This window comes from Streptomyces mayonensis, assembly GCF_018982965.1.
In the GTDB taxonomy this organism is placed as follows: domain Bacteria; phylum Actinomycetota; class Actinomycetes; order Streptomycetales; family Streptomycetaceae; genus Streptomyces; species Streptomyces mayonensis.
In genome coordinates, this window is record NZ_JACBYP010000074.1 from 29,262 (window position 1) to 42,577 (window position 13,316).

At 74.8% G+C, this 13,316-nt stretch carries 14 protein-coding genes; 6 read left to right on the forward strand and 8 right to left on the reverse strand.

Features of this window, described 5'->3' with window-relative positions; translation table 11 throughout:
* The first annotated feature begins 3 nt into the window (after window positions 1–3).
* Window positions 4–771 (forward strand): class I SAM-dependent methyltransferase, encoded by a 768-nt coding sequence (locus HZS56_RS24800; protein WP_216723003.1) that lies wholly within the window; start codon window positions 4–6, stop codon window positions 769–771.
* Here HZS56_RS24800 and HZS56_RS24805 read toward each other — a convergent pair.
* The 6 genes from HZS56_RS24805 to HZS56_RS24830 form a co-directional block, all read right to left on the reverse strand.
* A complete protein-coding gene (locus HZS56_RS24805) occupies window positions 741–1,484 on the reverse strand; it encodes a GntR family transcriptional regulator (RefSeq protein ID WP_216723004.1) in 744 nt (247 codons plus the stop codon). The two genes, HZS56_RS24800 and HZS56_RS24805, sit on opposite strands and share 31 nt — an antisense overlap.
* A 124-nt stretch (window positions 1,485–1,608) precedes the next feature.
* Window positions 1,609–2,577, reverse strand: coding sequence for an acetylxylan esterase (locus tag HZS56_RS24810; RefSeq protein WP_216723005.1), 969 nt, complete (start codon window positions 2,575–2,577; stop codon window positions 1,609–1,611).
* Window positions 2,578–2,703: 126 nt separating this feature from the next.
* The gene (locus HZS56_RS24815; protein ID WP_216723006.1) at window positions 2,704–3,288 is read right to left on the reverse strand and encodes an Rv1733c family protein; all 585 of its coding nucleotides are present in this window, start codon (window positions 3,286–3,288) and stop codon (window positions 2,704–2,706) included.
* A gap of 350 nt (window positions 3,289–3,638) precedes the next feature.
* Window positions 3,639–4,358 (reverse strand): ferredoxin reductase, encoded by a 720-nt coding sequence (locus HZS56_RS24820; protein ID WP_216723015.1) that lies wholly within the window; start codon window positions 4,356–4,358, stop codon window positions 3,639–3,641.
* Window positions 4,359–4,407: 49 nt separating this feature from the next.
* The gene (locus tag HZS56_RS24825; RefSeq protein WP_216723007.1) at window positions 4,408–5,013 is read right to left on the reverse strand and encodes a sulfite oxidase-like oxidoreductase; all 606 of its coding nucleotides are present in this window, start codon (window positions 5,011–5,013) and stop codon (window positions 4,408–4,410) included.
* 103 nt (window positions 5,014–5,116) lie between these two features.
* Window positions 5,117–5,524, reverse strand: coding sequence for a MarR family winged helix-turn-helix transcriptional regulator (locus HZS56_RS24830; RefSeq protein ID WP_216723016.1), 408 nt, complete (start codon window positions 5,522–5,524; stop codon window positions 5,117–5,119).
* 399 nt (window positions 5,525–5,923) lie between these two features.
* Between HZS56_RS24830 and HZS56_RS24835 the strand changes: the two genes are divergently transcribed.
* The 4 genes from HZS56_RS24835 to HZS56_RS24850 all read left to right on the forward strand — a co-directional run bounded on the left by HZS56_RS24835 (window position 5,924) and on the right by HZS56_RS24850 (window position 10,079).
* Window positions 5,924–6,823, forward strand: coding sequence for a hypothetical protein (locus tag HZS56_RS24835; protein WP_216723008.1), 900 nt, complete (start codon window positions 5,924–5,926; stop codon window positions 6,821–6,823).
* Window positions 6,824–6,991: 168 nt separating this feature from the next.
* Window positions 6,992–7,363 carry a hypothetical protein gene (locus tag HZS56_RS24840; RefSeq protein WP_216723009.1) on the forward strand — a complete coding sequence of 124 codons (372 nt, stop codon included), beginning with the start codon at window positions 6,992–6,994 and terminating at the stop codon, window positions 7,361–7,363.
* Window positions 7,364–7,477: 114 nt separating this feature from the next.
* Window positions 7,478–9,493, forward strand: a complete 2,016-nt coding sequence (locus HZS56_RS24845; RefSeq protein ID WP_216723010.1) for an NADPH-dependent 2,4-dienoyl-CoA reductase — start codon at window positions 7,478–7,480, stop codon at window positions 9,491–9,493.
* A gap of 34 nt (window positions 9,494–9,527) precedes the next feature.
* Window positions 9,528–10,079: a PadR family transcriptional regulator gene (locus HZS56_RS24850; RefSeq protein ID WP_216723011.1), complete on the forward strand. Its 552-nt coding sequence runs from the start codon at window positions 9,528–9,530 to the stop codon at window positions 10,077–10,079.
* 143 nt (window positions 10,080–10,222) lie between these two features.
* Here the strand turns inward: HZS56_RS24850 and HZS56_RS24855 are convergent, their stop codons facing one another.
* Both HZS56_RS24855 and HZS56_RS24860 read right to left on the reverse strand, forming a co-directional pair.
* Window positions 10,223–10,786, reverse strand: a complete 564-nt coding sequence (locus tag HZS56_RS24855; protein ID WP_216723012.1) for a hypothetical protein — start codon at window positions 10,784–10,786, stop codon at window positions 10,223–10,225.
* A 167-nt stretch (window positions 10,787–10,953) separates the two neighbouring features.
* On the reverse strand, window positions 10,954–11,955 hold the full coding sequence (locus tag HZS56_RS24860; RefSeq protein WP_308408151.1) for a fibronectin type III domain-containing protein: 1,002 nt from the start codon (window positions 11,953–11,955) through the stop codon (window positions 10,954–10,956).
* A gap of 389 nt (window positions 11,956–12,344) precedes the next feature.
* Between HZS56_RS24860 and HZS56_RS24865 the strand changes: the two genes are divergently transcribed.
* Complete coding sequence (locus tag HZS56_RS24865) at window positions 12,345–13,178, forward strand: glycoside hydrolase family 75 protein (RefSeq protein ID WP_216723014.1); 834 nt, start codon at window positions 12,345–12,347, stop codon at window positions 13,176–13,178.
* Window positions 13,179–13,316: the final 138 nt, after the last annotated feature.

Consider the following 13,316-nt stretch of genomic DNA (forward strand, 5'->3'; position numbering starts at 1 on the left):
GCGATGTTCAGCCCCGAAGGCCCCACCCTGCGCGAACTCGCCGTCCAGGCACTGTCGTCGGTCGAGCACGGGTACGACCTGCTCGCCCCGAAGTTCGACCACACCCCGTACCGCACACCGGACCGGGTGCTCGACGCCGTGGCCGGCGCGCTGGCCCCGCTGGGACCGTTCGGCGCCGGACTCGACCTGTGCTGCGGCACCGGTGCGGGCGTGGACGTACTGACCCGGGTGTGCCGGGAGAGGGTGACGGGCCTCGACTTCAGCGCGGGCATGCTGGACGTCGCCCGGGAACGCGTCGCCCCGCCGGGCCCCGAGGTCTCCTGGGTGCGCGGGGACGCCCGCGCGCTGCCGTTCGGCGCGGAGTTCGACCTCGTGGTGAGCTTCGGCGCGTTCGGGCACTTCCTGCCCCGGGAACTGCCGGGCCTGTTCGCCCAGGTGCACTCCGTCCTGCGGCCGGGCGGCCGCTTCGCCTTCCCCGTGGCCGCCCCGCCCCGCCCCGGGTCCCGGGGGTACTGGGCGCTGCTCGGCTTCGACACCGCGATGCGGGTGCGCAACGCCCTGTGGCGGCCGCCCTTCGTCATGTACTACCGGACGTTCCGGCTGGGCGACGTGGGCCGCGAGCTGTCGCGCGCGGGGTTCCGGGCCGACCTGCACGCCCTGCCGGAGTTCGGGCGCAGACCGGACGGCAGCCCGCGGGTCCGGCTGGTCGTGGCCCGGGCGGCCGGCGCGGCGGGGGAGGGTCAGCCGGCCGCCGGCAGCGTGAACTCGTAGACCAGGGCGTCCTGTCGGGCGTCCACGAGGAGATCGGTGATCTCCAGCGGCCGGGCGTACTGGTCGTGCACCCGCCGCACGACCCGGACCGACGCCGTGTCCGTGGGGCGGGTGATGGTGTCCCGGTGGTGCAGGGTCAGACCGGCCCGGCGCATCCAGTCGTAGGCCCGCCACAGCTGCGCCGCCGCGGTGCCGTCGGCCCGGCCGCGATAGCGGGCCAGCTCGTCGACCTCGGTGAGCGCCACGGCCGAGAAGGAGGTCACGGCCGACCGGCGTCCCCCGGTGGCGGCGGGCGGCGACAGGTACCGGTGCACCAGGGTCGGCCGGCCCGGCGCCAGGCCCAGGGCGACGGCGTGCTCGGCCGGGGGCGGCTCCCAGGCCACGGTGGCGCGGGCGCCGCTGCGGGGCTCGTCCGCGAGAGTGCCGACCGGGAACGCGAGGGGCGCCGGACCACCGGCCGGCTGCCCGGGCAGGGCGACATGGCTGCCCCGCCGGTCGGTGCTGAGCATGCCGTCCCGGCGCAGCAGGTCCAGCGCCTGCCGCACGGTCTCCCGGCTCACGCCGAAGTGCTCGGCCAGCCGGCGTTCGCCCGGCAGCCGCTCTCCCGGCGGAACGCTCCCGCCGTGCAGCTCGCCGAGCAGCCGGGTCGCCACCTGCTGGTAAAGGGGCCGGGCGTCGGCCGGTGGGTGGTCGTGCGGGGTGGTGCGCGCCATGCCGCGCCCTCCTGTTGCTGACGTACGGTAGCCGCTCGGGCTCGGTGCGCCACCAGGAGTACCACCGGCCCAAACCGGCAGGGAAGGCCGGTCCGCCGGTTCGGCCGAAACACCACCCACCGGGTCAGGCGCGGGTCCGCAGCCACCGCACCTTGGCGGCCTCGTGGTAAGGGCCCCCGCCCTCGTGGTCGTTGAAGTCGTACACCTCGATCGCCTTGTCCTCGTGCGCCCAGGCGTTGAAGGCGGCGAACACGGTCGACGGCGGGCAGGTCTGGTCCTCGAGCGCGGTCGAGAACAGAGCGGGTGCACGGCCCCGCGCCGCGAAGTGCACCCCGTCGAAGTAGGACAGCGTCCGCAGCGCGTCCTCGGTCCGGCCGCGGTGCGTCTTGAGGTACAGACCGACCTCGCGGTAGGGGTGGCGGTCCGTGAGTGTGATCGCCCGCGGGAAGTCGCACAGGAACGGCACGTCCGGCGCGACCGCGACCAGATCCGGCACCAGACCGCCCACCGCCGTCGCGATGCCTCCGCCCTGGCTCGTCCCCAGCGCGACCGTGCGGGCCGGGTCGGTCAGCGGGTGCGAACGGGCCGCCTCGACCGCGCGCACGGCGTCGGTGAAGACCCGGCGGTAGTAGTAGTTCTCCGGGGCGTCCAGGCCGCGGGTCATGAACCCCGGGTACGCGGGTGCGCCGCCCACGGGGTCGGCGGTCCCGCCCCCGCCGCCCCAGGCACTGCCCTGACCACGGGTGTCCATCACGAAGTGCGCCCGCCCCGTGGACGCCCACAGCAGGTGCTCGTGCGGCAGCCCGCGCCCGCCGCCGTACCCGAGGAACTGCACGACCAGGGGCAACGGCTCCGCCGCCGCGGCCGGCAGGACCAGCCAGCCCTTCACCGGGTGGCCGCCGAACCCGGCGAACGTCACGTCGTACACCCGCACCGTGGACAGTCCCGTGTCGACCGGCTCGAAACGCGCGTCCAGATCGTGGGCGCGGGCCTGCGCGAGCGTCCCGCTCCAGAACGCGTCGAAGTCGCCGGGCTCCGCCGACGCGCTCCGGTACGCGCGCAGTTCGTCGGGCGGAAGGTCGAACAGGGCCATCGGGAACCGCCTTCGCAGGAAAATCGCAAGGGAACACGCCGGACCGTACGGGTGATCACACCGTACGTGAGCGGCCGGAACCGTCGCCAGGTCCCGCCCTTCCGCCACGGGGGGCGCACGGTGTCCTCACGCCCGGCGGTGCGTCCACTGCGGCTCGGTGCGTGCCCAGTCGCGGTCCCACTCCGTCATCCGGCGCCTGAGGGCCACCCCGCGCACGGCGCGGTGGCCGAGGAGCACCGCGAGCGCCGTCCCGATCGCGGTGAAGGAGCCCACGGTGGCGCTGTGCTGCCACACCTCGGCGCCGCTCGCGGGCGGCGGCACGCTCCGTCCGTGCGCGTCCAGCCACACGTCCACCCGGTCGCCGTGCCGGGTCTCGGACGGAACCCGCGCGGTGGTGGACTTCTCCGTGCCGTCCGGCGCGGTCCAGTGGACGGTGGCGCGGTACGTGTGCTGCCCGCCGAGCTGGGTCGAGGGCAGGGTGCCGGAGGCCGAGCCGGCCACGGTGGCACGGACCTGATGCCGCTCCGTCCGCTGCTCGGCGACGATCTCCTGGGCCTGGTCGTAGCCCCACCAGGCGGTGGCGGCGCCGAGCAGCGGCGCGCCCACGAACAGCAGGAGGGCGACGAGCAGTACGGTCCAGCCCTCGACGACGTCGCACCGGCGCCGCAGCGGATTGTGCCGCCAGCGCCAGCCGCGTACCCGGGTTCGCATGGTCGACCTCCCCGTGATCACCGCGACCGGAGTCTCGTTCCCGACGGCCCCCGTACGCGTGCGTACAGGGCCGTCGCACCTCCGGGCCGCGTCACGTGTGCGAGTGCCCGCACAGGACTGGTACCCAGTCCGACGACGCTCGCTCACCGGCCGGACGGTCCGGTCCCGGGGCACGGGGGACACCACCTGCCGCGCGTCCGCTGCGGCAGCGGACGCGTCCGTGCGTCCGGGCGGGCGGGGCAAGGACGGGCCCGGCCGTCGGCCGCCGCGGAACCGCGCGACCGCGACGCCGGCGCCCGGAACGCCCGGGGCGGTGGCCGGCCGGCGGTGCTGCGGAATCCGGCCGCGTCTCAGCCGAAGCGTTCGATCCGGATCCGTTCCACCGGCTGCCCCGCGGCCACCAGCAGCCGCGAGGCGTGCTCCGCGAAGGAGTTCGAACCGCAGACGTACGCCTCCCAGCCGCCCGCGGGCGGCCGGGCCAGCAGCGGTGCCAGGTGCGCGGCACTCAGCCGGCCGACCGGCATCCCGTCCGGTGCCCTCCTGGTGAACACGGGTGTCGTCTCCGTGCCCAACTCACGGGCGTAGATCAGTTCCTCGGGGCCGCGCGCGGACACCAGCATCCGCAGCGGCACGGTCAGCCCCCGCGCCCGGTGGTGCCGCACCATCGACATCAGCGGAACGACACCGGAACCCGCACCGAGCAGCAGCGCGGGCCGGTCGCCGGGCCAGGCGAAGAAGCCGCTCAGCGGACCGCGCACCTCGATCCGGTCGCCGGGCCGCGCCACCTCGTGGAACCAGCCGGACACCTCGCCGCCCCGCACGTGGTCGAGGGTGAGCTCGATGTGCCCCGAGCCGTCCGGCCCGGACGCCAGTGAGTAGTGCCGCTGGGCCGTGTAACCGTCCTCGGCGGTCAGCCGCAGCATCAGGTGCTGGCCGGGCACGTGACCGGCCCAGCCGGGAACGGCCAGGCGGAAGGTGGACGCGCGGGGCGTCTCGCGCCGGATCTCCGTGAGCGTGGCCGGCTGCCAGGCCCCGGCGACCCGGCCGTCGACCTCGATGCGTCCGGGCACGGCGAAACGCGTCGGGGGAGCGAAGGCGGCGGGCGGGGGTGCGGCTGTCTCAGTCACCGGAGTACCGCTGTTCCTTCCAGGGGTTGCCGCGCGGGTGGTAGCCGTTCTTCTCCCAGAAGCCCGGTTCGTCGTGGTCGAGGAGCTCCAGGCCGGCGACCCACTTGACGCTCTTCCAGAAGTACAGGTGGGGCACCACCAGCCGGGCGGGTCCGCCGTGCTCGGGGGAGAGCGGCCGCCCCTCGTGGTCCCACGCGATCCAGGCCCGCCCGCCGGTGAGGTCGGCGAGCGGCAGGTTCGCCGTGTAGCCGGTGTGCGAGTAGGCGACGGCGTGCGTGGCGGACGGCAGCGGACGCGCGGCGTCCAGGAACGCGTCCAGGGACACGCCCCCGAACCGGACGCCGAACTTCGACCAGCCGGTCACGCAGTGGATGTCGCCCGCGTACGCCGAGGCGGGCAGCGCCCGCGCCCCCGACAGGTCCCAGGTACGCGGCTCGGCCACGAGACCGCCCACACGGAAGGTCCAGTCGTCGGCCGCCAACTGCGGCGTGACCTCGGCGGACAGCACGGGCCAGTCGTCGCCCGCGTCGTACTGACCGGGCGGCAGCCCCGGCCGGGCGGCGCGCGAGGGCCCGGTGAAGCCTCGGGTGGTGTTCATGCGGTGGTGCCTTTCGGACCGGCGGGGCGCACCGCCCCGGCCGGCGTGATCAGTGCGTACGCCGTCAACGGTACGTCCTCGGAGAAGGCTCCCGGCCCGTCCCTCAGCCCGAAGTCTCCTCGTCGGCCGGGTCCGGCCACGCGTTGTACCGCTCCAGGTACGCGGCGAAGCGGACCAGGTCGTGCTCCGCCCAGTCCGCGAGCCGCTCCCGGAACGCCGCCCGGCGTCGCCGCGTGACCTGCGCCAGGACCTGCCGACCCGCCCGCGTCAGGTGCAGGACCTGGACGCGCTGGTCGTCCGGGTCCGCCCGCCGCTCGACCAGTTCGGCGCGCTCCAGCGCCGACACCTGGCGGCTGACCGTGGACTTGTCCAGCGCGTAGTGGGCGGCCAGGTCGGTGGCCCGGCAGCCGCCCCGCTCCTCCAGATGACCGAGCAGCGTGTACGACACCAGCGACAGCTCCGGGTGCATGCGTCCCGCCGAGGCACGGGCCCGGCGGGCGAAGACCGTCATCTCCCGCTGAATGGTCTCCACGGCGGCGTCGGCCGGCCCGTCCCCCGTTCCGCCGTGCGCCTGCGCTCCAGCGCCCGGTCCGCGGTCCGGTCCCTGATCCGGGCGGCGAGCCGGTCCGGCTCCGGCTCCGGGCCCGGCGCCGGGGTCGAGGGCCGGGTCGTCGTCGGGGGTCTCGGCAGCCGTCACGGGTCCTCCTCGGCAGGGCTCGGCTCCGGTTGCATAGTACAACTTCCCCTCCCGTCGCCGTGCGGCGGTCACCGGAGGGTGGCGGCGGAGGCCGGCCGCGGAGGGCGGCCTGCGGACGAGCGGGTTGGTCTGTACATGACCTCGTTGGCAGGCCAGACTGTCCGCCGAGTGCTCGCACCCGGGCCCGTGCCGCCCCCCCACCGAGGAGCCCCCATGCCTCTCCTGCCTCCCGTGCGTCCTGCGTCACCGCGCGCCCGGCAACGTTGTCACGCCGTCCTCACCGGAATCGCCGCCCTCGCCCTCGCCCTGACCGCACCGGCGGCGTCGGCCGCGCCCGCCGCCGACACCTGGAACGAGGTCGGCTCCGACCGCGCCGACCCGCTGACCGAGAGCCAGGGACTGGCCTCGGTCGAGGTCCCCGCGGGCAGCCCCAACCGCTACACCGGGATCGGCACCGTTCCGATCGGCCTCAGCACCCGGGGCTGGAACCACGTCGGTGATCCCGACGCCTCCTACGACGGCCACTACGTCGAGCCGTACCAGCGCGACGACGGGAACACCAAGATGTTCCGCGTGCAGGCGCCGGACGGGAGCTGGTCGGAGTACGTGCACGAACTGAGCGCCGGCGAGGCGCTGAACAACTCCTGGTCGGCGATCTCCCCGGACGGTCAGTGGATGCTCTCGGGCGAGTGGGGCACGATGGACCGGCTGCTGGTCTTCCCGACGCCGGGCGTCAACCCGGACACCTCGCCGTCCGCGAACCTCCCCCAGGCGGCCACGGTCCACCTGGACCACGCCGTGCGCGACGTCCAGGGCTGCGACTTCCTCGACGCGACCACGCTGCTGTGCTCCTCCGACGACCCGGCCGGCACCCTCTTCGGCATCACCAAGCCGCTGCTGCAGATCGACCTGGCCGCCGCCCCGGACGGCACGGACGTCACCGGCCACGTCACCGCCCTGCGGCAGCTGCCCCTGCGCAGCGCGTGCTCCGGCGACTTCGAGGCGGAGGGCATCGACTACGACCGGCGTACCGGCACCCTGCGCGTGATCGTCGTGTCGCCCGGCTTCTGCGTGCTGACGGACAGCGTGACCTACCGCTTCACCCGCGGCTGAGGCCCCTCGCCCGCGCCGGCGGTGCCCGGAGACGGGGCTCGCCCGCGCCGGTAGTGCCCGGAGGCGGGAGGTGTTTTTCTGGAGGTGTGCGCCACAGTCGGCGGCATGTCCCGCCGTGGGCCGTCTGCACCGCGGCAGGCGGTGTGCGCCACGAGAGGAGCGATCACGATGGACGGTGAGCGACTGCATCCGGAATCCGTCTCGGTGGAGCTGAGCGGCTGCGGCAAGGAGGACGCCCGGACCGTGTTCGACGCGCTGTGCGCGTGCTTCTCCTCCGACCGGCACGCCGGGGACGCGACCCGGGAGTACCACGAGGTGCGCCCGACCGTGTGGCTCGGCACCTTCGACGTGGCCGAGGACCTGCACGGCGAGTGCGGCCCGGCCCGGCTGACGGCCTCGGTGGACGCCGACGTCCAGGGCGGCTACTGGGCGATCGACCGCTTCCGCACCACCCTGGACTCCCTGTTCACCGTGCACGACCTCAGCACGGCCTCCGGGGACCAGGAGCGGGAGCTGCACGTGCGGCTCGAGAGCCGCTGACGCCCGGTCCCCGCGGGTGCCGGTGTGGTGTGCGCCGCGCTTTTGTGCAACTAGTTGCACAAAAGCGCGGCGGTCCTCTACAACTGAGGCACCACACCGCGCACGGAGGGCCCGATGAGCCGTTACCCCCACCTGCTGAGCCCGCTGGACCTGGGATTCACCACGCTGCCCAACCGGGTCCTCATGGGCTCCATGCACGTCGGCCTGGAAGAGGCCGAGGGCGGTTTCGAGCGCATGGCCGCCTTCTACGCCGCTCGTGCCCGCGGCGGGGTGGGCCTCATCGTCACCGGCGGCATCGCCCCCAACGACGAGGGCCGCCCCTACCCGGGCGGCGCCCGGCTCACCACGCCGGAGGAGGCCGAGCGGCACCGGGTCGTCACCGGCGCCGTCCACCGCGAGGGCGGCCGTATCGCCCTCCAGATCCTGCACTTCGGCCGCTACGCCTACCACCCCGACCTGGTCGCGCCGAGCCCGCTCCAGGCCCCGATCAGCCCGCACGTGCCCCGTGAGCTGACCGACGCGGACATCGAGCGCACCGTCGACGACTACGTGCGCACCGCCCGCCTCGCCCGCGCGGCCGGGTACGACGGCGTCGAGATCATGGGCTCCGAGGGCTACCTGATCAACGAGTTCGTCGCCGCGCGGACCAACCACCGAACCGACCGCTGGGGCGGCCCGTACGAGAACCGCATCCGCTTCCCCGTCGAGATCGTGCGCCGGGTGCGCGAGGCGGCCGGCGAGGACTTCATCGTCGTCTACCGCCTGTCCATGCTCGACCTCGTCCCCGGCGGTTCCACCCTCGACGAGGTGATCACCCTGGCCAGGGCCGTCGAGGACGCCGGAGCGACCCTCATCAACACCGGCATCGGCTGGCACGAGGCCCGCATCCCCACCATCGCCACGTCCGTGCCGCGCGGCGCCTACACCTGGGTCACCAGGCGGCTGATGGGCGAGGTGTCGGTACCGCTCGTCACCACCAACCGCATCAACACCCCCGAACTGGCCGAGCAGTTGCTCGCCGACGGCGCGGCCGACATGGTCTCGGTGGCCCGCCCGATGCTCGCCGACCCCGACTTCGTCGCCAAGGCCGCGGCCGGCCGCCCCGAGGCGATCAACACCTGCATCGGCTGCAACCAGGCCTGCCTGGACCACACGTTCAGCGGGCAGATCACCTCCTGCCTGGTCAACCCGCGCGCCTGCCACGAGACCGAACTGGTCCTCGCCCCGACCCGGCGGCGCAAACGCGTCGCCGTCGTCGGCGCCGGACCCGCCGGACTGGCCTGCGCGGTGAGCGCGGCCGAACGCGGCCACCAGGTCACCCTGTTCGACGCCGCGAGCGAGATCGGCGGCCAGCTCAACGTCGCCCGCAAGGTCCCCGGCAAGCAGGAGTTCGACGAGACACTGCGCTACTTCCGCACCCAACTCGCGGCGCACGGCGTCGACGTACGCCTGAACACCCGGGTCGGCGCGGACGAACTCACCGGCCACGACGAGGTCGTCGTCGCCACCGGCGTCACCCCGCGCACCCCCGACATCCCCGGCGTCGACCACCCGTCCGTCGTCGGCTACCTCGACGTCCTGCGCGACGGCGCACCCGTCGGCGGGCGGGTCGCGATCCTCGGCGCCGGCGGCATCGGCTTCGACGTCGCCGAGTACCTCACCGACGGCGGCGACAAGGCGCACGAGGACCCGGAGACGTACTTCCGCCGCTGGGGCGTCGACACCGGCTACCGCGGCCCCGGCGGCCTCGCCGCGCCCGAGCGCCCCGCGCCGCCGCGCACCGTCCACCTCCTCCAGCGCAAGACGTCCAAGGTCGGCGCCGGGCTCGGCAGAACCACCGGCTGGATCCACCGCACCGAACTGAAGCACCGCGGCGTCACCATGGTGCCGGGCGTGCGCTACGACCGGATCGACGACGCCGGCCTGCACATCACCGTCGGCGACGAGTCCACGGTCCTGGAGGTCGACACGGTCGTCCTGTGCACGGGCCAGGAACCGAGCCGGGGCCTGTACGAGGACCTGGTCGCCGCCGGGCGCAGCGCGCACCTGATCGGCGGGGCCGACGTGGCCGCCGAACTGGACGCCAAGCGTGCCGTCCGGCAGGGCACCGAACTGGCGGCGGCGCTGTAGGGAGACGGTGCGGGGCCGTCCCTAGGATGGCCCCATGTCACTCCCGCACGCGATCCTCACCGCCCTGGCCGAACGGCCGTCGTCGGGGCTGGAGCTGACCCGCCGCTTCGACAGGTCGATCGGCTACTTCTGGTCGGCGACGCACCAGCAGATCTACCGCGAGCTGGGAAAACTGGAGGCCGACGGCCTGATCCGCGCACTGCCCGGCGAGCAGCCGGCCCGGGGGCAGAAGAAGTCCTACGAGGTGATGCCGGCGGGCCGCGCCGAACTGGCCCGCTGGACCGCCGCCCCGCAGGACCCGAAACCGCTGCGGGACGGCATGCTGCTGCGGCTGCGCGCCGCGGCGGTCGTCGGCACCGCGGGCATCGAGGCGGACCTCCGCCGCCACCTGGAGCTGCACGCGCGGCAGTTGGCCGAGTACGAGGAGATCGAGAAGCGGGACTTCCCACCCGGCCGGGACAGCGCCGAGGACCGGCTGCGGCACCTGGTGCTGCGGGCCGGTCTCGACCTGGAGACCTTCTGGACCCGCTGGCTCGAACACGCGCTGGCGGAGTTCGCCGAACTGCCCGGCGACGGACCGGCCTGAGGCTCCCGCGTCCCCTCTTCTCGCCGGGCCTCCGCTTCTCGCCGGACCTTCGCTTCTCGCCGGGCCTCCGCTTCTCGCCGGGCCTCCGCTTCTCGCCGGACCTCCGCTTCCAGCCGGACCTTCGCTTCTCGCCGGGCCTTCGCTCAGAACCGGTACGGCTTCGAGCGGCGGCGCAGGAACCAGGCACCGGCGATGACACCGGCGCCCACCAGCGCGCCGCCCGCCACCAGCGTGGGCGTGCCGTAGTCCTGGACGGCTCCGCCGAGGCCGCCCATGACACCGCGGGGCGACGCCGACGCGGAGGGCGTGGCGGAACGGCTGGGGGAGGGCGAGGGCGAGGGGGAGGGAGCCGCCGAGACGATGACCGTCTGGGTGCCCGCGGTGCTGTTGTTCGAGCACATGACGATCACCGTGTAGGTGCCCGGCGCGATGCCCGACCAGGCCGCCGACTGGCCGGAGGCGCTGCCGGACAGCGCCACCTGCCGGCCCTGCGCGAAGTCCCGCTGGCTGCCGCTGAGCAGCGAGGCGGTGCCCCAACTGCCGTTGAGCTGGGCGCAGGCCGTGGTCGTGACGGACACCGTGGTGCCGGTGGTGCTCACCGAGATGCCCGGCCCGGCGGCGGCCGGAGCGGCGGCCAGGGCGACGGGCAGCGCGGCGGCGGCTGCCGCGGTCAGGCCGGAGCGGAGAAGAGGCGAAGAGATGCGCATGTGGACTGCCCTCCGGCGGCACGGTCGGCGGTACATCCCTTGCGCCGCCGGATCGGGAACGCCCGTGCCCCCTCACGCAGCCAACAGCCCGGCGACCCCGCCCGCATGCCGAGCGCGACCGCCCAGGTGACGCCCGTACGCCGGCCGGGCCCGTCGTCACCTCGGCCTCACCCGGCGGGGCCCGTCGTCACCTTCCGCTCGGCGGAGAAACCGCCCCAGGTGCCGTCGGCCAGCCTGGCCCGGATCCGCACCCGGTGCGTGACACCTGCCTCGCGCCCCGCGTAGAAGCTGTACTCGGCCTTCTCGCGCGGCGCTTCGGCCCCGTAGACCAGCGAGGTCGCCGCGCGGCCGTCCAGGTGGACCTGGTACTCGGTCACCGGCCCGTCCGTGCGCGGCGGGACCCAGGTGAGGTCGAGGTAGTAACCCCCGTCGGCGCGGTGGGAGGCGGCACGCAGGTCGGTCGGCGCGGTCGCGCGGCCGTCGTCGGATCCGGGGGTGGTGAGCCGCACGGCGGCGCTCGCGGGGGAGACGTTGTCGGCGGCGTCCCGCGCCCGGACCGTGAAGGAGTAGCGCGTGCCGGGGCGCAGCCCCGTGACCTCGGCCGAGGTCCGGTCGCCGGCCACGCTGTGCACCTTCGCCTCGCCCTGGTAGACGTCGTACGACACCACCTCGCGGTCGTCCTCGGCCGCGGACCAGGTGAGCCGCACCGACCGGCTGCCCGCCGTGCGGCCCCCGGCGTCCCCCGGGCGGGTCGGCGCGGTGCCGTCCTCGGCGACGGCGGCGGGAGTCGTCGCCCGCACCTCCTGGCTGCGCGGCCCCAGCCGCCCCTCGGCGTCGCGCGTCCGCACCGTGAAGACGTACGCCGTCGACGGCCGCAGCCGGGTCACGTCCACCATGCGCTCGGTCGCATGGACCTCCTTCACGAGCGAGCCGCCGCGGTACACCTCGTAGGACTCGGCCCCGTCGACCGCGTGCCACATGACGTGCACGCTCGTCGCGCTGCCCGCGGCGGCGGTGACGCCCATGGGCGCCCCCGGCAGCGGGACGCCTTCGAGGTCGTCGCCGTCGGCGCCCCAGCCGCAGGACGCCAGCAGGGCGACCGTCGTGCAGAGCAGGGCGCAGCCGCGCAGGGCGGCGGTGTGTCGAGCGGGAACGCGGGCGTCTCGCACGGCTCGGCCTCCAGAGGGGCGTCGGCTCGACTGCACGGAAGCGGAATGGTCCGGACCAATATGACCCCCGCGGTGCGGCCGCATCAAGGGTGCCGTCGTGACACCCACCCGGGACGGTTACGTATGCTGGATGCTCACGAGTCCGAACTCGCCGCGCTCATCGGCGAGTTCGGTCCGGTGGTGCGGGCCGCTGTCGTCGCTGATCCCGCGCCGGCGCGGGCGGCCGGACGGGCCGGAACCGGGACACGCCCGGTCCGTCCGCCCCCGGTCGCCCTCAGCCGGTGGCGGTCCGGGCGTGCACCGTCTGGCCCTGCAAAAGGTGCCCGGACGCGCGATCCGGGGACAGATGGGGCCGAGTGACGCCCATGTCCCCCAGGAGAGGCCACATCGTGCGTGTCCAGTCGCTGACACTGGTCGCGGCCAGTGCCGCCCTGCTCGCCCCCACGACACCGCCCGGTACCGCCCCCGCGCTGCGCCCCGACCCTCCGGCGCGGTACGTGTCCGGTGACCGGTCCCGTCCCGCGCCCCTGCGTGCGGGACGCTCCGGGGTCCGGGTCGGACCGGCGCCCCACTTCCGTCCCGCGCCGTCCACGGGCCCGGTCCGGGTCCGGCCGAAGAGCCATGGGCACGAGCGGTCCCGTCCCGTCCGCGCCGCCGACCTGCTGGCCAGGGTGCGGGACTGCGAGCCCGTCTCGCGCGGGAACTACCGCAGCGACACCGGAGCACCCGCGGACATCCCGGTCTGCGGTACACGGGATGCCGTGTACTGGAAGGCCGACCTGGACGTCGACTGCGACGGCCGCCCCGGCGACCGGTGCAACGGCCGTACGGACCCCCACTTCAGCCCCGCCACCGCGTTCACCGGGGCCGACGGCCGTCCGCTGGACGCCGAGCGCCTGCCCTACGTCGTCGTGCCCGAGCCCAGCGAGATCTGGGACCACCGCGCGGACGGCGTCCGCGCCGGGGCGCTCGCGGCCCTCGTCCACGGGGACCGGGTGCGCTACGCGGTGGTCGGCGACGTCGGCCCGCGCGACCTCATCGGCGAGGCCTCCTACGCCGCCGCGCGCTCCCTGGGCATCCCGGCCGACCCGGCGGGCGGGGGCGTCTCCTCGGGGGTGACGTACATCGTCTTCAAGGGGAGCGAGTCGGAATCCATCGCGGACACGGACGCCGCCGAGAAGGCGGGCGAACGGCTGGCCCGCACGTTCGTGGACGGGGACTGACCCGGTCCGCCGTCCGGTGAGGCGCCGCCGGCCGCGCCCGGCCCGGGAGCGGATAGCGGCCCGAAAGCACGTGGCGGACAGGAGCAGGCACCGGCTCGAATACGCCGCGGGACCCCGGCCCCCATCCCGCCCCCATCC

Bases quoted from the DNA above. Each gene is read 5' to 3' on its own strand.
- HZS56_RS24835 (WP_216723008.1), top strand. From the start codon at position 5,924: ATGCCTCTCCTGCCTCCCGTGCGTCCTGCGTCACCGCGCGCCCGGCAA.
- HZS56_RS24810 (WP_216723005.1), bottom strand. From the start codon at position 2,577: ATGGCCCTGTTCGACCTTCCGCCCGACGAACTGCGCGCGTACCGGAGC.
- HZS56_RS24805 (WP_216723004.1), bottom strand. From the start codon at position 1,484: ATGGCGCGCACCACCCCGCACGACCACCCACCGGCCGACGCCCGGCCC.
- HZS56_RS24840 (WP_216723009.1), top strand. From the start codon at position 6,992: ATGGACGGTGAGCGACTGCATCCGGAATCCGTCTCGGTGGAGCTGAGC.
- HZS56_RS24850 (WP_216723011.1), top strand. From the start codon at position 9,528: ATGTCACTCCCGCACGCGATCCTCACCGCCCTGGCCGAACGGCCGTCG.
- HZS56_RS24825 (WP_216723007.1), bottom strand. From the start codon at position 5,013: ATGAACACCACCCGAGGCTTCACCGGGCCCTCGCGCGCCGCCCGGCCG.
- HZS56_RS24815 (WP_216723006.1), bottom strand. From the start codon at position 3,288: ATGCGAACCCGGGTACGCGGCTGGCGCTGGCGGCACAATCCGCTGCGG.
- HZS56_RS24830 (WP_216723016.1), bottom strand. From the start codon at position 5,524: ATGACGGTCTTCGCCCGCCGGGCCCGTGCCTCGGCGGGACGCATGCAC.
- HZS56_RS24855 (WP_216723012.1), bottom strand. From the start codon at position 10,786: ATGCGCATCTCTTCGCCTCTTCTCCGCTCCGGCCTGACCGCGGCAGCC.
- HZS56_RS24845 (WP_216723010.1), top strand. From the start codon at position 7,478: ATGAGCCGTTACCCCCACCTGCTGAGCCCGCTGGACCTGGGATTCACC.
- HZS56_RS24800 (WP_216723003.1), top strand. From the start codon at position 4: ATGTTCAGCCCCGAAGGCCCCACCCTGCGCGAACTCGCCGTCCAGGCA.